This window comes from Paenibacillus sp. FSL F4-0243 (assembly GCF_037963295.1).
Classification (GTDB): Bacteria; Bacillota; Bacilli; order Paenibacillales; family Paenibacillaceae; genus Paenibacillus_AQ.
This window is the reverse complement of the sequence record NZ_CP150151.1, coordinates 75,096-101,594: the sequence shown is the minus strand read 5'-3', so window position 1 is coordinate 101,594 and position 26,499 is coordinate 75,096. Positions and strand designations below refer to the sequence as shown.

The 26,499-nt window shown below is 46.3% G+C and carries 21 protein-coding genes and 3 rRNA genes; all 24 read right to left on the bottom strand.

Annotated elements, in window-relative coordinates; all coding sequences use genetic code 11:
- Positions 1-33 precede the first annotated feature (33 nt).
- The 24 genes from pdxT to nadA all read right to left on the bottom strand — a co-directional run bounded on the left by pdxT (position 34) and on the right by nadA (position 26,430).
- Positions 34-630, bottom strand: coding sequence for a pyridoxal 5'-phosphate synthase glutaminase subunit PdxT (gene pdxT / locus NSS87_RS00460; protein ID WP_339244211.1), 597 nt, complete (start codon positions 628-630; stop codon positions 34-36).
- An 18-nt stretch (positions 631-648) separates the two neighbouring features.
- Positions 649-1,530 (bottom strand): pyridoxal 5'-phosphate synthase lyase subunit PdxS, encoded by an 882-nt coding sequence (gene pdxS / locus NSS87_RS00455; RefSeq protein ID WP_042123186.1) that lies wholly within the window; start codon positions 1,528-1,530, stop codon positions 649-651.
- A gap of 111 nt (positions 1,531-1,641) precedes the next feature.
- A complete protein-coding gene (locus NSS87_RS00450) occupies positions 1,642-2,988 on the bottom strand; it encodes a D-alanyl-D-alanine carboxypeptidase family protein (RefSeq protein WP_042193075.1) in 1,347 nt (448 codons plus the stop codon).
- Positions 2,989-3,149: 161 nt separating this feature from the next.
- Complete coding sequence (gene guaB, locus NSS87_RS00445) at positions 3,150-4,607, bottom strand: IMP dehydrogenase (protein WP_042183912.1); 1,458 nt, start codon at positions 4,605-4,607, stop codon at positions 3,150-3,152.
- 431 nt (positions 4,608-5,038) lie between these two features.
- A 5S ribosomal RNA gene (rrf, locus tag NSS87_RS00440) occupies positions 5,039-5,155 on the bottom strand.
- A gap of 74 nt (positions 5,156-5,229) precedes the next feature.
- Positions 5,230-8,158: ribosomal RNA gene (locus NSS87_RS00435) — 23S ribosomal RNA — on the bottom strand.
- A 214-nt stretch (positions 8,159-8,372) separates the two neighbouring features.
- A 16S ribosomal RNA gene (locus tag NSS87_RS00430) occupies positions 8,373-9,930 on the bottom strand.
- The 16S, 23S and 5S rRNA genes sit together here, the layout of an rRNA operon.
- A 407-nt stretch (positions 9,931-10,337) precedes the next feature.
- Positions 10,338-11,858 (bottom strand): lysine--tRNA ligase, encoded by a 1,521-nt coding sequence (lysS, locus tag NSS87_RS00425; protein WP_179085871.1) that lies wholly within the window; start codon positions 11,856-11,858, stop codon positions 10,338-10,340.
- Between the two features lie 156 nt (positions 11,859-12,014).
- On the bottom strand, positions 12,015-12,494 hold the full coding sequence (gene greA / locus NSS87_RS00420; RefSeq protein ID WP_042183910.1) for a transcription elongation factor GreA: 480 nt from the start codon (positions 12,492-12,494) through the stop codon (positions 12,015-12,017).
- Between the two features lie 201 nt (positions 12,495-12,695).
- On the bottom strand, positions 12,696-13,712 hold the full coding sequence (gene dusB / locus NSS87_RS00415) for a tRNA dihydrouridine synthase DusB (protein ID WP_042183908.1): 1,017 nt from the start codon (positions 13,710-13,712) through the stop codon (positions 12,696-12,698).
- Positions 13,713-13,752: 40 nt separating this feature from the next.
- The gene (locus NSS87_RS00410; RefSeq protein WP_234540301.1) at positions 13,753-13,947 is read right to left on the bottom strand and encodes a helix-turn-helix transcriptional regulator; all 195 of its coding nucleotides are present in this window, start codon (positions 13,945-13,947) and stop codon (positions 13,753-13,755) included.
- Entirely contained in the window at positions 13,914-14,465 is a 552-nt protein-coding gene (gene folK / locus NSS87_RS00405) for a 2-amino-4-hydroxy-6-hydroxymethyldihydropteridine diphosphokinase (RefSeq protein ID WP_042183906.1), read from the bottom strand. Before folK ends, NSS87_RS00410 begins: the two co-directional genes overlap by 34 nt.
- A gap of 11 nt (positions 14,466-14,476) precedes the next feature.
- On the bottom strand, positions 14,477-14,839 hold the full coding sequence (gene folB / locus NSS87_RS00400) for a dihydroneopterin aldolase (protein ID WP_042183904.1): 363 nt from the start codon (positions 14,837-14,839) through the stop codon (positions 14,477-14,479).
- Between the two features lie 30 nt (positions 14,840-14,869).
- Positions 14,870-15,727 (bottom strand): dihydropteroate synthase, encoded by an 858-nt coding sequence (gene folP / locus NSS87_RS00395; RefSeq protein ID WP_339244207.1) that lies wholly within the window; start codon positions 15,725-15,727, stop codon positions 14,870-14,872.
- Complete coding sequence (locus tag NSS87_RS00390) at positions 15,724-16,605, bottom strand: aminotransferase class IV (protein WP_339244205.1); 882 nt, start codon at positions 16,603-16,605, stop codon at positions 15,724-15,726. Before NSS87_RS00390 ends, folP begins: the two co-directional genes overlap by 4 nt.
- Positions 16,602-17,183, bottom strand: a complete 582-nt coding sequence (gene pabA / locus NSS87_RS00385) for an aminodeoxychorismate/anthranilate synthase component II (RefSeq protein ID WP_042123170.1) — start codon at positions 17,181-17,183, stop codon at positions 16,602-16,604. Before pabA ends, NSS87_RS00390 begins: the two co-directional genes overlap by 4 nt.
- Positions 17,180-18,724: an anthranilate synthase component I family protein gene (locus tag NSS87_RS00380; protein ID WP_339248350.1), complete on the bottom strand. Its 1,545-nt coding sequence runs from the start codon at positions 18,722-18,724 to the stop codon at positions 17,180-17,182. Before NSS87_RS00380 ends, pabA begins: the two co-directional genes overlap by 4 nt.
- Positions 18,725-19,208: 484 nt before the next feature.
- The gene (cysK, locus tag NSS87_RS00375; RefSeq protein WP_042123166.1) at positions 19,209-20,147 is read right to left on the bottom strand and encodes a cysteine synthase A; all 939 of its coding nucleotides are present in this window, start codon (positions 20,145-20,147) and stop codon (positions 19,209-19,211) included.
- A 174-nt stretch (positions 20,148-20,321) separates the two neighbouring features.
- Positions 20,322-21,266: a peptidylprolyl isomerase gene (locus tag NSS87_RS00370; RefSeq protein WP_339244202.1), complete on the bottom strand. Its 945-nt coding sequence runs from the start codon at positions 21,264-21,266 to the stop codon at positions 20,322-20,324.
- 8 nt (positions 21,267-21,274) lie between these two features.
- Complete coding sequence (hslO, locus tag NSS87_RS00365) at positions 21,275-22,159, bottom strand: Hsp33 family molecular chaperone HslO (protein WP_042183894.1); 885 nt, start codon at positions 22,157-22,159, stop codon at positions 21,275-21,277.
- A gap of 47 nt (positions 22,160-22,206) precedes the next feature.
- A complete protein-coding gene (locus tag NSS87_RS00360; RefSeq protein ID WP_042183892.1) occupies positions 22,207-22,974 on the bottom strand; it encodes a type III pantothenate kinase in 768 nt (255 codons plus the stop codon).
- Positions 22,971-23,846 carry a carboxylating nicotinate-nucleotide diphosphorylase gene (nadC, locus tag NSS87_RS00355; RefSeq protein ID WP_339244200.1) on the bottom strand — a complete coding sequence of 292 codons (876 nt, stop codon included), beginning with the start codon at positions 23,844-23,846 and terminating at the stop codon, positions 22,971-22,973. Before nadC ends, NSS87_RS00360 begins: the two co-directional genes overlap by 4 nt.
- The gene (nadB, locus tag NSS87_RS00350) at positions 23,836-25,452 is read right to left on the bottom strand and encodes an L-aspartate oxidase (RefSeq protein WP_076286871.1); all 1,617 of its coding nucleotides are present in this window, start codon (positions 25,450-25,452) and stop codon (positions 23,836-23,838) included. Before nadB ends, nadC begins: the two co-directional genes overlap by 11 nt.
- 39 nt (positions 25,453-25,491) lie before the next feature.
- Positions 25,492-26,430, bottom strand: a complete 939-nt coding sequence (gene nadA / locus NSS87_RS00345) for a quinolinate synthase NadA (RefSeq protein ID WP_042183878.1) — start codon at positions 26,428-26,430, stop codon at positions 25,492-25,494.
- Between the last annotated feature and the right edge of the window lie 69 nt (positions 26,431-26,499).

Below are 26,499 nucleotides of genomic sequence, written 5' to 3'. Positions count from 1 at the left end.
GCTGCTTACAGCTTTGAAAGAGTCAGAATGTTCTTATATGCGATTCTGTTGTTGCACTTGCCTAGTAGCCTCTACCATATCAGCAAAATATTGATGCAGTCTGAAATCATCGGTCAATTCTGGATGAAAAGAAGACACCAGCAGGTTACCCTCCCGTGCAGTTACAATCTCATCATTATAGACTGTAAGCACATCTACATCCGGGCCTACCTCGTTGATAAGCGGTGCACGTATAAAAACAGCACGAACCGGCTCATCAATTCCTTTAACCTCCAGATCACATTCAAAGCTTTCCCGTTGACGACCGAATGCATTCCGAGCCACCTTAATATCCATTAGCTTCAAATGCCCTGGTTCGCCGCCGGCAATTTGTTTGGCCAGAATAATCATACCCGCGCATGTTCCAAAAATCGGCTTACCCTGATTGGAGAAATCACGTATCGCTTCGATGAAGCCATATTTTCGCATCAGTTTACCGATCGTTGTACTCTCACCACCAGGAATAATTAGGCCATCAACCTCCTCAAGCTGCTCTACTCGCTTGATAGGTACGCCCACTGCTCCGGTCTTCTCTATACTAACAATATGCTCCGTAACTGCGCCTTGAAGCGCCAGCACTCCTATTTTCATCCGGCAACCTTCTCTCTATTAACGGCCACGCTCCGACATACGTTCAGCCGGGGTTAGAGTTGCAATATCAATCCCCTTCATTGGTGCGCCAAGGTTCTTAGATACTTCTGCAATCAGTTTGTAATCAGTATAGTGTGTAGTGGCTTCAACGATCGCACGGGCAAATTTCTCAGGGTTGTCCGATTTAAAAATACCTGAGCCTACAAACACACCATCCGCACCTAGATGCATCATCAGGGCAGCATCGGCAGGAGTTGCTACACCGCCAGCAGCAAAGTTAACAACCGGCAGCTTACCAAGCTCATGCACTTCAAGCAGTAGCTCGTAAGGAACTCCCAGGTTCTTAGCTTCATTATATAGCTCATCCTTGGACAAATTAGTTACTTTGCGGATTTGACTATTGATAAAGCGCATATGACGCACTGCTTCGACAATATTTCCTGTTCCTGGTTCACCTTTCGTACGGATCATGGATGCACCTTCGTTAATACGTCTCAAGGCTTCACCCAAGTCTTTAGCTCCACATACGAACGGAACAGTGAACTCACGTTTATTAATATGGAAGACTTCATCAGCAGGAGTAAGAACCTCACTCTCATCCAAATAGTCGACACCCAAGGATTCCAGAACCTTTGCTTCTACGTAATGGCCAATACGAGCCTTAGCCATAACAGGGATACTTACCACTTTGATAACTTCTTCTACAATTGTAGGATCGGCCATCCGTGCTACACCGCCAGCTGCGCGAATATCAGAAGGCACGCGTTCCAATGCCATAACAGCTACTGCACCCGCAGCCTCAGCAATTTTTGCTTGTTCTGCATTCATGACGTCCATAATGACGCCGCCTTTTTGCATTTCTGCCATGCCTCTTTTAACTCGCGATGTTCCAGTTTCCATGTCCTAGCCCCCCGAATGATCTATCTTAATCTAACTTGTAATTTTACCCCAATGAAGGGAAATATACAATCCACTTACTCGGATTTAACGCAATTTTCGATGCTAAATTCATTAGAACAAGTTCTTGATCCCTGTAAATAAATCGCCGAAGAAATCTCCAATGGCTCTAAGGAATAAACTGAACCAACCGGCTTTCTCCGCTTCTTCAGCAGTAATCAGATTAACTGTCTTCTGCTGAACATCAGACATGCCTTCAACTTGGTAGGAATAAGTAACCTTACCCACTTTAGCAGATTGTTCTATAGGAGCAACTAAGGTTGCTGGATCATTTATTTCAACAGTTGTTTTAATTTGAGGGGAGGTTGTTCCCTTAGGGACGATAAACGAAACAGCTTCATCCGTAACTACAGACACCTTTTTATTTTTCCCTTTAAGAACTGGCACGGTTTCGTTGCCGGCTATCACTGCTTTAGGGGCCACGACCTGTTTGATTTCAAAATTATTAAATCCGAAATCAAGTACTTTCTTCGTCTCTGTAAAACGGTGTGGCTCTGTATTAGCCCCCATTACTACACTTATCAGACGCATGCCATCACGTACAGCTGTACCTGCAAAACAATATTTTGCTCTAGCGGTATGGCCTGTTTTCAAACCATCCAATCCCTCATAAGCATAAGCCTTAAAATTCTGGATACTCTTGTTAGCTTCCAACATCCAGTTAAAGTTAATCATTGGTGCGGTATCACGTTCACGGAACTTATACGACTGAACCGTTGTAAATCTATTAAAATCAGGATGATCAGTAACGATATATTTGGCAAGAATAGCAGCATCCATCGCTGACATTACGTTTTCTTTCTTATCAGTTGAGCGGAACTTCTTAGGCATGTCAGCTTTGTCTAATCCAGTAGAATTAACAAAATAGGCAGTTTTCATCCCCATCTTCTGGGCAGTCTGATTCATTAGCTCTACGAATTCCAATTCTGATCCGGAAACTAGTTCTGCCAAAGCTACTGTAGCATCATTTGCAGATCCGACAGCCATTGCTATGTACAGCTCTTCAACCGTATGCTCGTCATTTTCCGCTAGAAAAATACGTGATCCAACCTGTTTAGACGCATTTTCCCCCACTATGACTTTTTGATCCCATGAAAGCTGTCCAGTCTTCACCGCTTCTGCTACAAGATACTCTGTCATCATCTTAGTCATACTAGCTGGAGGCAAAGCCTCATCTGCATTCATAGATAGAAGAATTTCACCTGTTGTTGGTTCTATTAGAACCGCTGATTTCAAATTTAGACCCAGTGATTCCACAGAAGGGATCTTTACTGCTTTCTGAGTTGTCTTAGTTGCAGTACCAGCCTGTATTGTCGTAGTCGTACCTTCCTCAGCGAATGCCGGAAGCGGAGTGGAAACTAACATATTTAAAAGTAGACCTACTGTGACTGTCTTAATCATAAATTGCTTACCGTTAAATTTCTGTTTGTGCTTCAATGATTACTACTCTCCTTTAAACCTCATATCAATAGCTTGTTCTATTCTAACACAGGGGTACACGCAAAAAAAGACAGACAGGACGAAATAGTCCTGTCTGTCCAAAAAATAGTCTTTCTAGTCCATTACACGGAATAGTTTGGAGCTTCTTTCGTAATTTGCACATCATGTGGATGGCTTTCGCGAAGTCCAGCACTTGTGATGCGAATGAAAGAAGTGTCATTCCGAAGTTCTTCGAGTGACTTGGTCCCACAGTAGCCCATACCCGAACGCAATCCGCCAATCAATTGATGAACGGTATCCGAAAGAGGCCCTTTAAAAGCGATACGACCCTCAATTCCTTCAGGAACAAGCTTCTTATCGTCATCCTGGAAATAACGATCCTTACTACCTTGTTTCATGGCACTCATACTGCCCATACCACGATATACTTTAAATTTACGGCCTTGATAAAGCTCCGATTCTCCTGGGCTTTCTTCTGTACCCGCAAACATACTTCCCATCATTACTGCATGAGCACCAGCGGCAATAGCCTTCGTGATTTCACCGGAGTACTTGATTCCACCGTCAGCGATGATAGGAACTCCGTACTCACGAGCAACCGTTGCACAATCATAAATGGCTGTAACCTGCGGAACACCGATACCAGCGATAACTCGTGTTGTACAGATAGATCCAGGTCCAATACCTACTTTAACTACAGAAGCTCCAGCTTCAATAAGTTCACGGGTTGCTTCACCTGTAGCCACGTTACCAGCAACAATTGTAAGATCAGGATACAACTCACGAATTTGGCGAACCGCTTCAATAATATTAATGTGGTGACCATGTGCAGAATCGACGACGATCAAATCCACACCTGATTTCACTAACGCTGCAGTACGCTCGAATGTATCTTTAGAGATACCAACAGCTGCTCCAACCAGTAAGCGACCCTGTGCATCTTTCGCTCCGTTAGGGAACTGAATCGCCTTCTCGATATCTTTAATTGTGATTAGGCCCTTAAGAACGTTATTCTCGTCCACCAGCGGCAATTTCTCAATTTTATGACGTTGTAAGATGCCTTCTGCTTCTTGAAGTGTCGTGCCTACAGCAGCAGTCACGAGATTCTCATGTGTCATAACTTCTTTGATTGGAATATTAAAGTCATGAATAAAACGTAAATCTCTATTAGTCAGAATACCGACCAGTTTGTTGTCATTGTCTACAATCGGTACTCCGGAAATACGATATTTACCCATCAGCAGTTCAGCATCGGATACCAGATGTTCTGCTGAAAGAGAGAATGGGTTAGTAATAACTCCGCTCTCGGAACGCTTTACACGATCCACTTCTTCCGCTTGCTGCTCTACAGGCATATTCTTGTGAATAATCCCGATACCACCCTCACGAGCAATAGCAATGGCCATAGCCGCTTCTGTGACTGTGTCCATACCTGCACTCATAAGCGGGATGTTCAACTTCACATTCTTACTTAGAACTGTAGTCAAATCTACTTCCTTCGGCAGTACCTCAGATTTACGCGGAACCAGCAGCACATCATCAAAAGTCAGACCTTCTTTACCAAACTTATCTTTCCACACCTGGGTCATTCCTCCTCGGTTGTTTTTAAATTATACCCGCCTACAAACTTTATAAAAGAAGAACCTTCGACTTTAAGTCCATTCACGACAGACAACTCTGTACATCTGGAAGTTGAACAAGTTCATATCTTCAATTTAGGTTTGAGATGCTTATCCAAAAATATATTATTGCCATCTTAGCAAAGGGCATTTGGACTGTCAAGAACATTACATCATCAGAGTAGGTATTCAAAAAACGACTCCCGCGTAAGCGAATTATTGGACTATTGTCCGCACAGAGTGGACAATTAGTGGTGAAATTATACAATCCACCATACCCATCACCAATGCTTACACCTATCTCTAATGTAGTATCTCAAGTTAAACCCTAATGAATTCTTCAATAATACAACAAAAAGACCACTGTCGATTACTCAACAGTGGTCTTGCGTGCTTGGCAACGTCCTACTCTCCCAGGACCCTTCGGTCCAAGTACCATCGGCGCTGGAGGGCTTAACGGTCGTGTTCGGGATGGGTACGCGTGGAACCCCTCCGCTATCGCCACCAAACGGGCATTTACAGCGTAAATGCTCAGACTTAATCGCCTGAAAACTGAATCCGAATTGAATTTGCGTCTTAAGTATAGGATAAGCCCTCGACCGATTAGTATTGGTCAGCTCCATGCATTACTGCACTTCCACCTCCAACCTATCTACCTCGTCGTCTTCAAGGGGTCTTACTAATTGGGAAATCTCATCTTGAGGGGGGCTTCACGCTTAGATGCTTTCAGCGCTTATCCCGTCCGTACGTAGCTACCCAGCCATGCTTCTGGCGAAACAACTGGTGCACCAGCGGTACGTCCATCCCGGTCCTCTCGTACTAAGGACAGCTCCTCTCAAATTTCCTGCGCCCACGACAGATAGGGACCGAACTGTCTCACGACGTTCTGAACCCAGCTCGCGTACCGCTTTAATGGGCGAACAGCCCAACCCTTGGGACCTACTTCAGCCCCAGGATGCGATGAGCCGACATCGAGGTGCCAAACCTCCCCGTCGATGTGGACTCTTGGGGGAGATAAGCCTGTTATCCCCAGGGTAGCTTTTATCCGTTGAGCGATGGCCCTTCCATGCGGTACCACCGGATCACTAAGTCCGACTTTCGTCCCTGCTCGACTTGTAGGTCTCGCAGTCAAGCTCCCTTATGCCTTTGCACTCTTCGAATGATTTCCAACCATTCTGAGGGAACCTTGGAACGCCTCCGTTACTCTTTAGGAGGCGACCGCCCCAGTCAAACTGCCCGCCTGACACGGTCCCCGTACCCGGTAAGGGTACTAGGTTAGAACCTAGATACGATCAGGGTGGTATCCCAACGGCGCCTCCACCGAAGCTTGCGCTCCGATTTCTACGGCTCCCACCTATCCTGTACAGATCGTACCCAAATTCAATATCAAGCTGCAGTAAAGCTCCATGGGGTCTTTCCGTCTTGTCGCGGGTAACCTGCATCTTCACAGGTATTAAAATTTCACCGGATCTCTCGTTGAGACAGCGCCCAAGTCGTTACGCCATTCGTGCGGGTCAGAATTTACCTGACAAGGAATTTCGCTACCTTAGGACCGTTATAGTTACGGCCGCCGTTTACTGGGGCTTCGGTTCATAGCTTCGGGTTACCCCTAACCACTCCCCTTAACCTTCCAGCACCGGGCAGGCGTCAGCCCGTATACTTCGCCTTGCGGCTTCGCACAGACCTGTGTTTTTGCTAAACAGTCGCTTGGGCCTTTTCACTGCGGCCCCCTCGTGCTATTCACACTACCGGGGCACCCCTTCTCCCGAAGTTACGGGGTCATTTTGCCGAGTTCCTTAACGAGAGTTCTTCCGCGCGCCTTAGAATTCTCTTCTCGCCTACCTGTGTCGGTTTGCGGTACGGGCACCTTCTCCTGGCTAGAGGCTTTTCTTGGCAGTGTGAGATCATGACCTTCGCTACTACAATTTTCGCTCCCCATCACAGCCCAGCCTTAATGATGTGCGGATTTGCCTACACATCAGCCTCACTGCTTAGACGGACATATCCATCAGTCCGCGTCACTACCCTCCTGCGTCACCCCATCGCTCATAGCGGATTACGGTGGTACAGTAATTTCAAACTGTTGTCCTTCGACTACGCCTTTCGGCCTCGCCTTAGGTCCCGACTTACCCTGAGCGGACGAGCCTTCCTCAGGAAACCTTGGGCTTTCGGCGGATCAGATTCTCACTGATCTTTTCGTTACTCATACCGGCATTCTCACTTGTATGCTGTCCAGCGCTCCTTACGGTACACCTTCAACCCACATACAACGCTCCCCTACCCCAGATACATACGTATCTAGCCATAGCTTCGGTGGTGTGTTTAGCCCCGTTACATTTTCGGCGCAGAGTCACTCGACCAGTGAGCTATTACGCACTCTTTCAATGGTGGCTGCTTCTAAGCCAACATCCTGGTTGTCTGTGCAACTCCACATCCTTTCCCACTTAACACACACTTGGGGACCTTAGCTGATGGTCTGGGCTGTTTCCCTTTTGACAATGGATCTTAGCACTCACTGTCTGACTCCCGGCAATAAGTATATGGCATTCGGAGTTTGACTGAGCTTGGTAATCCTTGCGGACCCCGCACCCAATCAGTGCTCTACCTCCACTACTCTTATACCGAGGCTAGCCCTAAAGCTATTTCGGGGAGAACCAGCTATCTCCGAGTTCGATTGGAATTTCTCCGCTACCCCCACCTCATCCCCGCATTTTTCAACATGCGTGGGTTCGGGCCTCCAGTGCGTGTTACCGCACCTTCACCCTGGACAGGGGTAGATCACACGGTTTCGGGTCTACGTCCACATACTCAATCGCCCTATTCAGACTCGCTTTCGCTGCGGCTCCGTCTTCTCGACTTAACCTTGCATGTTAAACGTAACTCGCCGGTTCATTCTACAAAAGGCACGCCATCACCCATTAATAGGGCTCTGACTTTTTGTAAGCACACGGTTTCAGGTTCTATTTCACTCCCCTTCCGGGGTGCTTTTCACCTTTCCCTCACGGTACTGTTTCACTATCGGTCGCCAGGTAGTATTTAGCCTTAGCAGATGGTCCTGCTGGATTCATACGGGGTTTCACGTGCCCCGCACTACTCGGGATCCGTCTCGGAGAGAACACAGTTTAGGTTACAGGGCTTTTACCTCTATCGCGGGCCTTTCCAGACCTCTTCACCTACCATATTCCTTTGTAACTCCATGTGAGACGTCCCACAACCCCTAAGAGCAAGCTCTTAGGTTTAGGCTGTTCCGCGTTCGCTCGCCGCTACTGACGGAATCACTATTGTTTTCTCTTCCTCAGGGTACTTAGATGTTTCAGTTCCCCTGGTCTGCCTCTACATCTCCTATGTGTTCAGAGATGAGTAACTGCGAATTACCACAGCTGGGTTTCCCCATTCGGACACCCCCGGATCAAAGCTTGCTTACAGCTCCCCGAGGCAGTTTCGTTGTTCGCCACGTCCTTCGTCGGCTCCTGGCGCCTAGGCATCCTCCGTGTGCTCTTATTAGCTTAACCTTGATTTTTCCTAAGAAAAATCTCACTAATAACATTTACTTGTTTACACAAGTTGCTAAAAGATGTTCTAAAACGCAAATTCGTTTCGGTATCCAGTTTTCAAGGATCAAGTTTAAAGATGAGAGCTTAAACTCTCAAAACTGAGCAACGAGTGAGTTGTGGAAGTTTAACTTCCGATTTGAATGTCTTCATTGCAGAAGACGATTCTCCATAGAAAGGAGGTGATCCAGCCGCACCTTCCGATACGGCTACCTTGTTACGACTTCACCCCAATCATCTACCCCACCTTCGGCGGCTGGCTCCCTTGCGGGTTACCCCACCGACTTCGGGTGTTGTAAACTCTCGTGGTGTGACGGGCGGTGTGTACAAGACCCGGGAACGTATTCACCGCGGCATGCTGATCCGCGATTACTAGCAATTCCGACTTCATGCAGGCGAGTTGCAGCCTGCAATCCGAACTGAGACCGGCTTTGATGGGATTGGCTTCACCTCGCGGTTTCGCTTCCCGTTGTACCGGCCATTGTAGTACGTGTGTAGCCCAGGTCATAAGGGGCATGATGATTTGACGTCATCCCCACCTTCCTCCGGTTTGTCACCGGCAGTCACTCTAGAGTGCCCAACATTACTTGCTGGCAACTAAAGTTAAGGGTTGCGCTCGTTGCGGGACTTAACCCAACATCTCACGACACGAGCTGACGACAACCATGCACCACCTGTCTCCTCTGTCCCGAAGGCCGCCACTATCTCTAGTGGATTCAGAGGGATGTCAAGACCTGGTAAGGTTCTTCGCGTTGCTTCGAATTAAACCACATACTCCACTGCTTGTGCGGGTCCCCGTCAATTCCTTTGAGTTTCAGTCTTGCGACCGTACTCCCCAGGCGGAGTGCTTACTGTGTTAACTTCGGCACCAAGGGTATCGAAACCCCTAACACCTAGCACTCATCGTTTACGGCGTGGACTACCAGGGTATCTAATCCTGTTTGCTCCCCACGCTTTCGCGCCTCAGCGTCAGTTACAGCCCAGAAAGTCGCCTTCGCCACTGGTGTTCCTCCACATATCTACGCATTTCACCGCTACACGTGGAATTCCACTTTCCTCTTCTGTACTCAAGTCACCCAGTTTCCAGTGCGACCTCAGGTTGAGCCCAAGGTTTAAACACCAGACTTAAATGACCGCCTGCGCGCGCTTTACGCCCAATAATTCCGGACAACGCTTGCCCCCTACGTATTACCGCGGCTGCTGGCACGTAGTTAGCCGGGGCTTTCTTCTCAGGTACCGTCACTCCGATAGCAGTTACTCTACCGGACGTTCTTCCCTGGCAACAGAGCTTTACGATCCGAAAACCTTCATCACTCACGCGGCGTTGCTCCGTCAGACTTTCGTCCATTGCGGAAGATTCCCTACTGCTGCCTCCCGTAGGAGTCTGGGCCGTGTCTCAGTCCCAGTGTGGCCGTTCACCCTCTCAGGTCGGCTACGCATCGTCGCCTTGGTGGGCCGTTACCCCACCAACTAGCTAATGCGCCGCAGGCCCATCCCTCAGTGACAGATTGCTCCGTCTTTCATTCTTCCTTCAGGAGAAAAAAGAAATTATCCGGTATTAGCTACCGTTTCCGGTAGTTATCCCAGTCTAAGGGGCAGGTTGCCTACGTGTTACTCACCCGTCCGCCGCTAAGTTATTTTGAAAGCAAGCTTTCAAAATAACTCCGCTCGACTTGCATGTATTAGGCACGCCGCCAGCGTTCGTCCTGAGCCAGGATCAAACTCTCCAATTAGTATTGAAAAGAGCGATATGCTCATTTTGAAACATCTGACGAGAAAATTAATTCTCTAATTTTGGATTTCACTTTCGTGATTTCCTACTCACTCGTTGTTCAGTTTTCAAAGATCAAGTTCTCGTTGGCGCCGTTTAATGTCTCAGCAGCAACTCTTATACTATATCATGTTCGACCGTTTAATGTCAAGCTCTTTTTTTAACTTCTTTTTCGAGCTCGGCATGTGTGTTTCTCGGCCAGAAATAGAATATATCATGTATAGAGATTCATTGCAACACTTTTTTTCAAACAAATTAGTATTAAGCTATATATCCTCATAACGATACCCGAATCTTTACCTTCTGATCAACAGTAGCCAAGGAGAACCGCCGCTAGACAGCTCCCCTGTGCTCATTGTTGTATAAATACTATTCGTTTGTACGGTTACGCATATGCGGGAACAGCAGTACATCACGAATAGATGCAGAATTGGTAAGCAACATGATCAAACGGTCTACACCGATTCCCAGTCCACCTGTAGGAGGCATACCATATTCCAAAGCACGGATAAAGTCATCGTCCATTTCATGAGCTTCGTCATTACCTTGCTCTTTCTCCTGGATTTGTGCTTCAAAGCGTTGACGCTGGTCGATCGGATCATTCAATTCACTAAATGCATTCGCATGTTCACGACCCACAATAAACAATTCAAAACGATCGGTGAAGCGTGGATCCTCATCGTTTTTCTTCGCCAGTGGTGAGATTTCAACCGGATGTCCCATTACAAAGGTAGGCTGAATCAGAGTTTCCTCTACAAATTGCTCGAAGAAAGCATTAAGGATATGACCGAAAGACATGTGCTTCTCTACAGGTACACGGTGCTCTTTTGCCAGAGCCTGTGCTTCCTCATCTGTCATATGAACACTGAAATCAACACCGGTTACTTCTTTAACGGCATCAACCATAGTTACACGACGCCATCCTGGTGACAGATCTACCGGCTTGCCTTGATAGTCGACCTGTTGAGTTCCTAATACCTCTTGGGCAATATGAGCGATCATATTCTCCGTAAGGTTCATGATGTCCTTGTAATCAGCATAAGCTTCATACAGCTCAATCATAGTAAACTCAGGATTGTGACGAGTCGAAATTCCTTCATTACGGTATACACGACCGATTTCGTATACTTTTTCCAGTCCACCAACAATAAGACGTTTCAAATGAAGCTCAATAGCAATACGCATATAAAGCTGCATTTCAAGCGTGTTGTGGTAAGTAATGAACGGACGCGCTGCAGCTCCACCGGCAATCGCATGAAGTGTAGGTGTCTCAACTTCAAGATAGCCAAGTGAATCCAAATAACGACGCATAGATTGAATGATTCTTGAACGAGCAATAAAGGTCTGTTGAACTTCCGGATTAATAATCAAATCAACATAGCGCTGACGGTAACGCAGCTCTACATCTTTAAGACCATGATATTTCTCAGGAAGCGGCAACAAGGACTTGGACAAGACTTCGAGATTATGCACTTTGATGGAGGTCTCGCCTGTTTTGGTTTTGAATACTGTTCCGCGAACGCCGATGATGTCTCCTAGATCGAGAACATTGAACGCTGCGTATTGCGTTTCAGGAATGCTGTCTTGACGAACATAAAGCTGAATTCTTCCACTGAGATCTTGGATGTGCGCAAAACTGGCTTTACCCATAACACGTTTTGCCATAATGCGACCCGCTATGCTGACTTCAACAGATAGCTCGTCCAATTCTTCTTTAGAAAGTCCATCATACTTCGATACTAGGTCGCCAGCGTTAGCTGTACGCTCATACTTTTTGCCGAAAGGATCGATACCAAGTCCTCTTAGCTCGTCCAATTTGGCACGGCGGATTTGCAAAAGCTCACTAAGTTCGTTCTCTGCATTCTCCACATTATTCATTTCCTCGGTCATGCTATTCATCCCCTTGCAGATATAAATCCCTTATATTTTGAAAAAAAGCTTCCCTAAGGAAGCTTTCCCAAACAATGTTCCCTTATCTGCCTGCATACAAGAAAACTACTTATACATTCGGCAGCACATCTATTTACAGACTATAAGATCTGTACACTACTTCATTCTGATATCGAGAATTTTATATTGAATAACGCCTGCAGGTGTATTAACGTCAACAATCGTGCCTATTTTCTTGCCGATGATGGCTTTGCCTACTGGACTTTCGTTGGAGATCTTATTATTCAGTGGATCGGACTCCGCTGTACCTACGATCGTGTATTCCATAGTGTCACCATATTCCAAATCTTCAACACTTACAGTAACACCGATACTTACCACATCAGTAACGATCTCGTCGCTATTAATGATGCGCGCGTTGCGAAGCATCTTCTCCAAGGTGATAACGCGTCCTTCGATAAAAGCCTGCTCATTCTTCGCGTCTTCATACTCCGAGTTCTCACTGATATCTCCGTAGCCAATCGCTACCTTAATCCGTTCAGCAACCTCGCGGCGTTTCACAGATTTGAGGAATTCCAGCTCATCTTCCAGACGCTTTAGCCCGTCCGGCGTAAGGATGACTTCTTTATCGCTCATCTCAACCGATTCTCCTGTCGTATACATTTATTGAAAACACCATACTATATGCTAATCTAGGAGGATAAGAACCCTCCCTGCTGCATTGCTCTTACTGTAACGGCGATTTTATACTGTGAAATTATATTGGAACCGCTACAAAATGTCAATGACACCACATATAAAGTGGGATGTGTTCAAAAAGCGTAAGGAAAACAACGTTTATACTGCGGAAGCAGACATTTCATTACCCTTATTCTCTTCTTCATGCTTTAGCTGAACGACAAAATCATTCAAAATCTTCACCATTCCATCACGTTCTGTCTCTAACATGAGTACATCCTTTACTCGTGCAGCAGACTTCAGGCCTTTTAAATACCAAGCCATATGCTTACGCATATCCCGAACGGCTACTGCTTCTCCCTTAAGTGCAACCAGCCGATCCATATGAAGAATGGCAACCTTAATCTTCTCATCCAATCCAGGTTCAGGCATCAGTTCCCCGGTGCTTAAATACTGAATCGTACGGTACAGCATCCATGGGTTACCTAGCGCACCACGCCCGATCATCACGCCATCACAACCGGTCTGATCAAGCATAGCCCGAGCATCTTCAGGTGTATTGACATCACCATTGCCGATAACCGGAATGGAGACCGCTTCTTTTGCCATCTTGATATAATTCCAATCTGCACGCCCCGTGTAGAGCTGCTCCCGTGTTCGTCCATGTACACTGACAGCCTTGCCACCGGCACGTTCTACTGCACGCGCATTATCTTCGACAAAAATATGCTCGCTATCCCAGCCAATCCGCATTTTCACGGTTACGGGTTTATCGACAACATCGACAACCGCAGAGACCATTTCATAGATTTTGTCGGGATTCAAAAGCCAGCGGGCTCCTGCATCACATTTAGTTACTTTAGGCACTGGGCATCCCATATTGATATCGATAATATCAGCATTGGTTTCTTTATCAACCACTTTAGCTGCTTGCACCAGTGATTCTCTATCCCCGCCAAAAATCTGCAAACTAAGCGGTTTCTCCCGTTCATCCACGAACAACATTTCGCGAGTACGAGTATTTCCGTGAATAATAGCCTTGTCGCTCACCATTTCCGCACAGACTAAACCTGTTCCAAACTCTTTAGCGATTAGACGAAAGGCCGGATTGCACACCCCAGCCATAGGTGCCAGAACAACTTGATTTTTCATCTCAATGTCGCCAATCTTCAGCATTCGTATCACTTCCATTACTCCTATTTGAATTGCTTAAAAATTATGAGTCAGGGTTCACCAACTCTTCGGTTGTAACCCCTAGTACATTCGCAATTTTATCTAAAATTTGATCTTCCAAACGTCTATTGCCCCTCTCGACTGCGCCAAGCACAGCCAAGGAAATTCCAGTGAGATCCGCAAGTTCCTGTTGAGTATAGCCTTTTAGCTTGCGGAATGCCCTGACCCTCCGTCCCATACGCTTGTTGTCCACAACCGAATTCCTTCCTTCCCGTCTATGTCTTGAAGCGCTGCTGTAATCAACTTGCGGAGTCCGGAAGACTGTTCATTCTGTGGAACGATATCACTGAGCGGAAGCATTACAAATGCACGCTCAAACATACGCGGATGCGGTAACGTTAAATGCGGAGTATCAAGTGCCTGGCCCTCTACCCACAATAAATCTAGATCTACCGTTCTCGGTCCATAGCGAATATCCCGGATACGACCCAGCTGCGTTTCGATTCCCAGCATTACTTCCAGCAAGGTCTCTGGCGCAAGCGTCGTGCGCAAAGCTGCTGCCATATTAAGAAACTGCGGCTGATCTAAATAACCTACTGGCTCTGTCTCGTAGACTTTGGAGCAGCGAACTACCGATATTTCATCATGATTATTCAGTCTGTTCAAAGCCTCTGACAGCGTGCCCTCACGGTCGCCCAAATTAGCCCCTAAAGCAATATAAGCCTCTGATTCTTCAGAGGTGGAATGTATATTCATGGACTTTGTTCTCACTTTCTAGTTCTGCGCAGCTCCACAGTCACTCCCTGAAAATGAATGTCGAATGGCGGATGCGGTTTAGTTACCTTTACCGTTACTGCATTGATAACAGTATAAGTGTCCAGTACGGAGGATGCAATATATTCTGCCAGAGCCTCAATTAACTTAAAGGACTTTATTTCGACAATGTTTTTGACCAGTTCATGCACTTCAGCATAGTTTACGGTTTGGTTCAAATCATCGTTCTGGCCCGCTCCCTGTAGATCAAGTTCCAGCTCCAAATCAATGTAAAAACGTTGGCCCAGCTTACGCTCTTCTTCAAACACACCATGATATCCGTAATATTCCATTCGATGCAGTGTCATTTTATCCATCTTTAAACCCGCCCTTTTTATAAAATATCTTTATTCACGCACCAATGGAGGTGCAGCATACAACATCGCATCACACATCTTGACCGTTCGTTTTATTAGGGACACATCATGCACTCGTACGATCTGGCAGCCCTGAGCAATACCAAAGGCTACTGTAGCTGCGGTACCTTCCACAATATCATCAGCGGGCAAATCAAGTACGGTCCGGATGAATTTTTTGCGTGAAGTCGCCAGTAACAGTGGATAGCCAAACTCAGTCAACCCGTCCAAAAGCATCATCGCCTGCAAATTTTCATTAAAATCCTTCGCAAAGCCGATCCCTGGATCCAAGATGATATTGGCCGGCTTCACTCCTGCGGCTAAAGCAAGATCAATACTTTCCTTAAGGTCTGCCGACATATCCGCACTTAGATTCGTATAATCACGGTCCTGCCGGTTATGCATCAAAATAATGGGACAGTCCGCAGCAGCTGCCACTGCCGCCATTTCCGGATCAGCTTTACAGCCCCATATATCATTAATGATATGGGCACCAGCAGTAATAGCTTGGCGTGCCACTTCAGCTTTGTACGTATCTATAGATAACGGAATATGCGGTGCCGCTCGATGAATACTCTCGATGACAGGCAATACACGAGCTAATTCCTCTTCAAGCCCCACTGGTTTATGACCAGGACGGGTAGATTCTCCACCAATATCTATAATATCAGCACCGTCTGCGGCCATTTGTAGCGCATGTTCTACTGCTTTGTCCGGATCATCCCAAAGTCCTCCATCTGAAAAAGAATCCGGGGTTACATTCAGGATGCCCATAATCAGCGTTCGCTTTCCCAATTCCAAATCAGTATTTCCACAGCGGTATGTCCGCTTGAATATGGCTGGTCTCATTTCGGTATTCCCGTCCTTTCTCTATAGAATGAAATCAAATCCGAAGTCATTCTGCCGCAAAGGCCATCGCCTACGGTAAATTTTTTATCTTTTTCCCAAAGCGTTGTGACCGGGACAATTTCTTGTACGGAATTAGTAAGAAATACTTCATCGGCTATTTTTAACTGCTCCCAATAATATGCGCCTTCTTCTACCCTAATCCCAGCACTACGAGCCAGCTCCATTACCATTTCCCGGGTAATTCCCGGTAGAATCCCAGCTGAGATATCTGGAGTGTGGAGAATATTGTTTTTTATAAAAAAGATGTTGCTGACAATGCCCTCTGCTATGATCTCTTGTGCAGTCAACATCAGTCCTTCAGCACCATTCGCCGCAGAGGCATAGCCCCTAAGCTCACGCTTGGCCAAAATATTATTCATATAATGCAGAGACTTGAATCGCACTGCTCCCTCCGGAGTGTTACGCCTTAAGGACAACAATTGCAGGTCTTTGCCTTCGCTATATATCTTTTCGGATACTTTCGGCAGCGCTTTGATGTACAGCAAATGATTGGGTTCGCAATAGTCGCCCGCAGGTAACCCGAGAATATCCTCACCAGCGGTCACGGTATAGCGTATATAAGCTTCTTTTAATTCATTTTTGTCCATAACACGCTGGATCCACTCCTGCAGCTGTTCAACATCCTGCGCAAATGGAATACCAAGCTCCTTGCACCCCTCTGCCATACGCTTCAAATGACGCTCCAGCAGAAAAGGCACTCCCCCATACGTCCGAAAGGTCTCGAACAATCCTATACCGTATAAAAAACCGTGATCCAGGGCGGAAACCACGGCTTGTCTTGCATCAATGACACCATTGTTAAATCCTATATATTTCATGCCGTTTCTCCGGCTCTCCGTTTCAAGAAATTACGCAGCATCGTATGACCATGATCCGTAATAATCGATTCCGGATGGAATTGCACACCTTCGATAGGGTATTCTTTATGGCGCAGTGCCATAATCTCCCCTTCTTCGGTCTCCGCTGTAATCTCCAGACAATCCGGCAGACTCTCGCGCTCTACAATCAAAGAATGATATCTTGTTGCCGTAAAAGGAGACTCCAGACCTTCAAAAACCGACGTGCCCTTATGATGAATCGGGGATGTTTTTCCATGCATCAAACGCTCTGCACGAATAACATTTCCACCAAATGCTTGGCCTATCGCCTGATGCCCAAGGCATACGCCGAAGATCGGAATAATACCTTTGAAATGATGTAACAATTCCAAACTGATCCCCGCTTCATTAGGTGTACATGGTCCTGGAGAAATTAAAATATGATCGGGAGCCATTTTTTCAATCTCTTCAATGGTAATTTCATCGTTGCGGTGTACTTTAACCTCTTCCCCAAGTTCACCCAAATACTGTACGAGGTTATACGTAAAGGAATCATAATTATCGATGACCAAGATCACAGTGTTTCTCCCCCTTCGGCGCCGCTGGTAGTTTGGGATTCCTGCTGTAACTCACTACAGAGTACTGCCTTCACTACCGCTTTGGCTTTATTATGGCATTCACGGTATTCACGGTAGGGATCAGAGTCGATCACGATGCCCGCACCTGTCTGAATATATCCGACTCCATCCTTTACAGCCAGTGTTCTAATAATAATATTTAATTCCATATTTCCGTTATAGTCAATAAAGCCCATGGATCCTGTATACGGCCCACGCCGAACCGGCTCCAGCTCTTCAATGATTTCCATTGTTCTTACTTTGGGCGCGCCTGTAATCGTTCCCCCTGGGAACAATGCTGCGATTACAGCATAAGCATCCTTATCCGGTGCGACCTGGCCCTCTACCTGCGAAACGAGATGCATCACATGAGAGTAGCGCTCCACCGTCATCAGCTCAGGCACGCTGACGGATCCATATGCAGCGACACGCCCGATGTCGTTGCGCTCCAGATCGACAAGCATAATATGCTCGGCGATCTCCTTTTCGCTCCCGCGAAGCTCCGCCTCCATGGCGGCATCCTCCGCGGGAGTCAGGCCTCGGCGCCGGGTGCCGGCGATTGGCCGTGCGCTCACTTTGTCCCCGTGCAGCTTGACGAGCAGCTCCGGTGAAGCGCTGGATAGCGCGAAGCCGGGCGACCGCAAGAGCCCCATGTACGGGGACGGATTGAGCTTGCGCAGCCATTCGTAAACATCCTCCGGCGAGGACTTCAGCTGCGCCTCCTGGCGCAGCGAGAGGTTCACTTGAAATACATCGCCTTGGCGGATGTATTCCTGAACGTCCAGCACGGCCTGCTGGAACTTCTCAGGCGAGAAGGCCGAGGTCATACCCGGCCACTCCCCTGAGGAATCTGTGAGGGCCTCAATGCTACCTTTGACCTCTTCGTTCAATCCCGAAGCAGTGGATATCAACTGCCACTGCTCTACCATTCGCCCAGCCTGTTCTATAGCACCGAGATAAAGGTTCTGCAAATCCTCCATCCCACATTCTGCTGGAACCGGGACATGAACAGCACAATAAAGCACATGCTCTTCGTGATCATAAATCCATACCTCATCCATCCTCATAAAGAGATAATCAGGAAAACCGGGATCATCTTGTGCGAGAGACGGTAAACGCTCCAATGAGCGAACCACATCGTACCCTAGAAATCCAATACATCCACCGGTAAATGGAGGAATGCCCTGAACGTTTAGACTTGGCGAGGTGAAGCCTGACATCCACTGCTGTAGCAGCTCTAGCGGCTGACCTATCAGCGTTGTAGTCTCATGTGAACCCTCATCGGCTGTATGACCCAATGATTCGGGAGAAAGGCTAAACACCTCAGCGCCTTCTCCCTTGCCTTTTAATATTGATACAGGATTTAAACCTAAGTACGTATAGCGGCCACCCTTGCCACTCTCCAACACTACGGAGTATTCGGAAGCTAGTTCCCAGGCCTTCTTCCAGGATGCGGGCAATTCCCCCGAGCACTTGGGTGATTTTATAATCAAGGGGAACATGCTCCAGTCTTCAGCTGCCCATTGTTCCCACTCATTCCATGTCGTTATGATTTCCAAAGCCATCCTCCTAAAAGTTTTATGAAGCAATTACATCATAGACATCACTTCGCAATAAAACTTACTTCGTAAGCATTTGCTTAGTTTTATGGAGCCATTACATCATAGACATCACTTCGCAACAAAACTTACTTCGTAAGCATTCGCTTAGTTTTATCTAGCAATTACTTATTATTAATCATCAGTAGTATATTGCCTGTCAGTATACTGTACTTAAGGCATTATTGAAAAGCCCCCAGCTATAGGAAATTATTATGGCTTTTAAGTCTTCAGTAAAAACCATAGCATTTTTCAAAAATAATAAATTACCACGTCTAGGTCGTCATATATCCATAGAGCCTTTTGCCCATATAATCAACGAAAAGAGTCTCCATCACCACCAGAAAAGTGGTATGAAGACTCTTATAAATTACGTTATTGCAAACAATTACGCTTCGAAATTGTAAAGTGGTGTGCTCAGGTAACGTTCACCATTACTTGGGATGATGACAACTACCTTCTTGCCAGGACCGAGGTCTTTAGCAACCTTAAGTGCTGCAAATACTGCTGCACCGGAAGAAATCCCAGACAAGACGCCTTCTTCTTTAGCTACACGGCGTGCAGTTTCGAATGCTTCATCGTTCTCAACATGGATGATCTCATCATAAATGTCCTGGTTCAGGATTTCAGGAATGAAGTTTGCTCCGATACCCTGAATTTTGTGAGGGCCTGGTTTGCCTCCTGCCAAGATTGGAGAAGCAGCAGGTTCCACAGCATAGATCTTCACGTCAGGATATTTGCTCTTCAGCACTTCACCCGCACCCGTGATCGTTCCACCTGTTCCGATACCTGCAATAAAAGCATCCAGCGGGCCTCCGATGGACTCAATAGCTTCAACGATTTCAGGTCCAGTGGTCTCACGGTGGATCTTCACGTTCGCTTTATTCTTGAATTGCTCCGATGGGAAATAGCTTGGGTTCTCTTTCAGAATTTCTTCCGCTTTCTTAACCGCACCATTCATGCCTTCCGATCCTGGAGTCAGAACCAATTCTGCTCCGTATGCACGAAGTAGATTACGGCGTTCCAAGCTCATGGTTTCCGGCATTACGATAACTGCCTTATAGCCTTTAGCCGCAGCCACAAGTGCCAAGCCAATACCAGTGTTACCACTAGTTGCTTCTACAATTGTACCTCCAGGCTTCAGTAGACCTTCACGTTCAGCTTCTTCAACGATGCTGATTGCGATACGGTCTTTTACGCTTGATCCCGGATTCTGATATTCCAATTTCAAATAAATATCTGCGGAGCCTTCCTGTGCCAGACGATTCAAACGAACGAGCGGAGTACCTCCGATCAATTCTGTTACGTTGTTAACGACTTTAGCCATGAGCAAAAACCTCCTTAGAATGATAAATGCGATATAAGAACGTAAATTGTGACTTTACTCTTCTGTATGTGTGTCCCTATTATGCAATAATAACTGCTATAAAGGGGTATAGATATTGGACCACCGTTAGTTATTTCCGACTAAAACGGTAGGTTTTACGTTAATATCATATTATCAATCTTGCAGGCTGTTGTCAATATTTATTGCCACATCATATTTCGTGCGCAAATCACTCTCCACCTGCTGTAGAGGGGGTGCTTGCTCCAACGCCAGCTCTTGACGTATCAGCGCCCGAATTTCCTTTTGATCAGGAATATTTTGTGTGTGAATACTCTCTAGTCGAATGATAGCGAAGTCGTCCTCCGCCTGAATCGGCCCCGCTATATCACCCTCATCCAAACTAGCAGCGGTCTTAAGCAGTCCCTCAGGCCAAAAAGGATCGTCTTCCTCTACTTTGCCCAAACGGCCTCCTTGCAGCCGACTCTCTGCATCAATGGAAACTTCCCTAGCTAAATCAGCAAAATTCTCGCCCTGCTCCAAGCGATCCATTACTTGCTCGCCTTCGTCATAAGATGAAACCTTAATCATGGAGAGTTCCAATTCCCTTTTGGGAGTGAAACGCTCCGTGTTTTGGTCTAAATAAGTATCGATATCAGCTTCCTTAATCGTAATACCATCAGTGGCTATTGCTTGTAAGGTCAGACGATAAGCCGTTTCTGCGAACACTTCCTGACGAGATAACCCCAGCTGAGACTGCATTTGTGCATAATACTGTTCTTCCGATCCGTATCCAACCATAGTTCGTGCAAGTTCTTGCTCAACCTCATCGTCGGTCACGGTAATCCCCAGAGCCTTTGCTTCCATCTCCACAACAATATGATTGATCATTCCAACCAGCACTTCGTGGCCATGCTTTTTTTTGAGCTCATCCATCCACTGCTTATCTGTTATCGGTAATCCGCCTGCAGTCGCTGCATCCGGTGTTTCGTTTTCTGTTGTATCCCCTTTTAGAAGAGCCATGGCGCGTAAGCTCCAGAACAATAGGCCCCCGAGCATTAAAGTTGCAACAGCCAGAATAACAACCGTATTGCGAAGTGCACGTTCCTGTCTCGTCATCATCCCATGCCCTACGATTTCGCTTGTTCTAAAATGACCTGTAATTCGTCCTTATTAAAAACATAAGCCTCGTTGCAAAAATGACATACAACTTCAGCCTGCTCATCTTCTGCAATTAATCTCTCCAGTTCATCTTGCCCTAAGCTAACCAATGTCTGCTCAACCCGCTCACGCGAACATTGACAAGCAAAGTTAATATCCAGTTCATCCATAACTACGGCATCCGGCAAAAGAAAACGCAGCATTTCTTCTGGCTCTAGACCCTGATCAAGAAGTGTTGTCACGGAAGGCATAGCCCCTAGAGCTTTTTCGATCTCCGTAATCTCCGCATCCGTCAGTCCTGGAAGAAGCTGCACGATAAACCCTCCGGCTACAATCACTGACTCATCGGTATCCACTAATACACCTAAGCCAACTGCAGCTGGGGTTTGTTCAGAAACAGCGAAATAATAAGTGAAATCTTCCGCAAGTTCTCCGGAGATGATAGGAATACTACCTCGATAAGGTTCCTTCAAACCTAAATCCTTTATAATATCAATGAACCCTTCAGTTCCTACGGCTCCAGCAACATCCAATTTACCCATACTATTGCTAGGTAAGTGAATGTGAGGATGGTGTACATAACCGCACACTTCTCCCAACGCATTGGACTCCGCAACGATTTGCCCGATCGGTCCATCCCCTTTGACCATGATACATAGCTTCTCTCTTCCTTTAAGCATAGCGCCCATCATGGCTGCAGCGGTAACTGTACGTCCAAGTGCGGCTGTAGCCGTTGGATACGTATCATGTCTGCGCCGCAATTCCTCGACCAATTCTGTTGTGCGGACAGCAAACGCTCTCACTTTACCATTCATAGCCGTTCCACGGATAAGTCGATCCTTCTTTTTTTCCATTGGGTGCATAGCCCTCCTATCTCTTCGCCCTTTAGGCTTCTTTATCTTTATTGGTTACGGTCATAAATAATTCGTAATCCTTCTAGTGTTAACATAGGATTTACTTCGTCGATACAATCCGTCTCCCCCGCAATTAGCGAAGCGAGGCCTCCAGTAGAAATAACCTTCAGTTCCGGAGCGTTCATCTCGATTTTGATACGCTTTACAATCCCCTCGACTTGGCCTGCATACCCAAAAATAATACCAGCCTGCATAGCGTGAACTGTATTACGTCCGATAACCTTTTTAGGCTTCTCCAACTCAATTCGTGGCAGTTTCGACGCCCGCTGGTATAAGGCCTCTGTAGAAATAACAAGACCCGGAACAATCGCTCCTCCAAGATAATTAGCCCCTGCATCGATACAGTCGAAGGTCGTAGCCGTACCAAAATCAACAACAACAAGCGGACATTTATATTGTTCAATCGCAGCCACAGCATTAACAATCCGGTCTGCGCCAATCTCACGCGGATTCTCATAGCGAAGATTAAGTCCCGTTTTTATCCCTGGTCCTACGAGTAACGGATCTTTGCCTATATACTTTATACACATATCCACGATAGTCTTAACCAGAGGTGGAACTACCGAGGATATAATTACACCTTCCACATCTTTGACAGAGATCCCTGACATCTGAAAAAGATTGTGTATCAGCACTCCATATTCGTCCACGGTGGATTGGCGCGCAGTACTTAGCCGAAAATGATGTAACAATTCGCGCTTTCTGTATACACCGAGAACAATATTGGTATTACCGACATCGACAGCAAGCATCATGATGAGGACCCTTCCTTCTTGGCATTAAGGTCTAGACTAATATCCAGACTGGAAAAGGAGTACGTAAGGCGTCCTACAGAAATCACATCCACACCTGTTTCTGCGATCCCACGAACCGTTTCTAACGATACATTGCCGGAGGCCTCTGTCTTGACATGTGGAGCTTTAGCTTTAATCCTAGCCACCGCTTGCTTCATCATCTCGTTAGACATATTATCAAGCATAATAATATCAGCACCTGCTGCCAGCGCCTCTTCGACTTGCTCTAAGTTCTCAGTCTCTACTTCAATGCTCATCGTATGTGGAATGTTCTTCCGCGCACGACCTACTGCCTGCCTAATACCACCTGCACCTTTGATATGATTGTCCTTGATCATAACCGCATCATATAGACCAAAACGATGATTAAAGCCTCCACCAACACGAACTGCATATTTTTCCAGCATACGATGTCCTGGTGTAGTCTTACGTGTATCTACTAGACGAGTCGGTAATCCATCGAGCACCTGTACGAAAAATGACGTACGTGATGCTACACCGGAAAGACGCTGCATCAAGTTGAGTGCAAGCCGTTCACCCGTAAGAATTGCATGTGTGCTTCCCTCTACCTCAATAATTACAGTCCCTTTTGTCACTGCTTGACCTTCTTCTACAAGGGCTGTAAAGCTAAGCGTAGGATCAACAATTTCAAAAACCAACTCTGCAATCGGGATACCACAAATTACGCCATCTTCTTTAGCATGAATAATCCCTTTAGATTCATGGCCAACAGGTATTGTCATTTGTGTTGTTACATCACCGGAACCAACATCTTCCCGCAGCCAAGCCTTAATGGATTGTACTAGTTCTTCATTGTAACCATTAAACATCATCGCTTAATTCCTCCACTATTCCCAGATCGCGAATTTGAAGCAGGTGCTTGCGCCACTGATCATCACTTCGCTGCGGGTAATCCTCACGGTAATGTGCCCCGCGACTCTCTTCCCGTGCTAGAGCAGACTCTGTCACGAGCAAACAGCAGGTCAGCATATTAGCGAACTCGTATTCCTCGCGTTTAGTCAATACGGATCCAAAGATGGGTAGCTGCCGTTTTAATTCTTCTATTCCCTTAGACAAGGTCTCTTCATTACGTCGTAATCCAGCATATCGAACCATTACCTTTTGTAGCTTCAAACGGCGTTCCACAATAGCTTGAGTTGGCGAATCAACACGCCCTTCGTTGCTACTAACTGATGTAACATCACGTCCAAGCGGAGATAATTGGCGAATCCGCTCAATAATACGATGTCCAAAAACAACTGCTTCCGATAATGAATTGCTTGCTAATCGATTAGCCCCATGTACGCCTGTGGAAGAAACCTCCCCGCAAGCAAACAAGCGAGGAATCGTACTCTCCCCATTCAGATCGGTCTTAATGCCCCCCATCATATAATGCGCAGCTGGAGCCACTGGAATCCAATCACTTGTAATATCCAGTCCATAGCCCATACAGGTCTCATGTATTGTAGGGAAACGATGCTTCACCATTTCTGGGGATTCATGCGTAATATCCAAATAGACAAACGTTGACTTTGTAAGCTCCATTTCACTTACAATAGCCCGAGCTACAATATCTCGTGGGGCTAGCTCAAGCAACTCATGATATCGTTCCATGAACCGCTCTCCATTAATATTGCGCAATACTGCTCCTTCCCCACGAACTGCTTCGGAGATTAGGAATCTAGGAGCTCCAGGATAACTCAATGCTGTAGGATGAAATTGAATAAATTCCATATCTCGTATATGAGCCCCGGCACGATAAGCAATGGCTACCCCGTCGCCTGTAGCTACTTCAGGGTTGGTAGTGTATCTAAATAATTGTCCTGCACCGCCAGAGCACAAAATAGTCGCATCCCCTTGCAGGAATAACCGTCCGCCGCCGGGACGCTGCAACAATGCGCCTACACATTCTCCACCTTCAGTGATGAGATCAATGACATAATGATCATCCCACACCTCAATGTTCTCATGTTCAGCTACCTGTTCAGCCAAGGCACGAACAATCTCATAACCTGTAGCATCTCCATTAGCATGCAAAATACGACGGTGACTATGCGCTCCTTCCTGCGTCAAAGCCAGTACCCCATCTTCCTTATCAAAAAGAGTACCTAAACGAATTAGCTCATGAACTCTATCTGGTCCTTCATTAACAAGTGCATCGACAGCTGTGGATGAGCACAGACCTGCTCCCGCCATTAATGTATCCTGCCGGTGGTAAGCAGGGGAATCGTCCTCAGCTATTACAGCTGCGATCCCCCCCTGTGCATAGCGAGTATTACTCTCCATTACTGATTTCTTTGTGATCATAATGACACGCCGATCTTCACTAGCTTTAATAGCTGTGAACAATCCGGCAATCCCTGAACCGATAACAATACAATCTGTCTTTACTTTAGGAATATCCCGAAGATCAAAATCAACCAAATATTGTGGAATCATGACCGCGTTTCACCTGTTTCAACGAAAGAGTAGCGCATACTACCGGACTTGTAGCATGCGCTCTAGGGAAGTTCTGGCTTTGTCGGCGACAGCAGGCGGTACATAGATTTGTGGCTTCATCGTCTCCAGGCATTTCACCAGTTTTTTTAGATTGTTAACTTTCATATTAGGACAAACAAGAAATTTTGTAGCAAAATGGAATTCTTTATCCGGACTATCTTTACGAAGCTGATATCCTGTACCATCCTCAGTTCCAACGATAAATTGCTTACGGTCAGATTTCCGGCAATACTCGAGAATGGATGTAGTACTACCTACATAATCACCCATGGCCACTACTTCCGGACGACATTCTGGATGAACTACAAATTCTGCTTCTGGGTATTTCGCTCTCATTTCTACTACATCTTTAACAGTCAACATATCATGAGTGTTGCAATAGCCTTCCCAGATAATCAGTTTTTTGCCGGTCTGATCTTGTACGTATTGACCAAGATTCTTATCGGGTACCCAGATAATTTCTTCAGCATCGAGGGATTCGATTACTTTCACGGCATTGGCAGAGGTACAACAGATATCAGTTTCCGCTTTAATCTCTGCAGACGAGTTGATATAAGTCACCACTTTAGCATTTGGATGTTGCGCTTTAAGCTTACGCAAACCGTCTACATTGACCATATCAGCCATTGGGCAGCCTGCACGTTCATCAGGAATAAGGACGGTTTTGTTTGGAGCCAGAATTTTAGCACTTTCCCCCATGAAATGAACACCGCAGAATACAATAACCTCTGCATCAGTCTCTGCAGCCTTCTGAGCGAGTAAAAAAGAGTCTCCCCGGAAATCGGCAACCTCCTGAATTTCATCACGTTGATAATAATGAGCTAAAATGATTGCGTTTCTTTCCTTCTTAAGCTGTTCAAGACGTATACGAAGTTCTCGATTCTGTTCCTGCTTACGCTCAAGTGCCAGAGCTTCCACCGATTGTTCTCCCCCTTAAATCTTCGCGGCTTTACGCCGGTGCGATGTTATCAAATGGCATGAGCCATC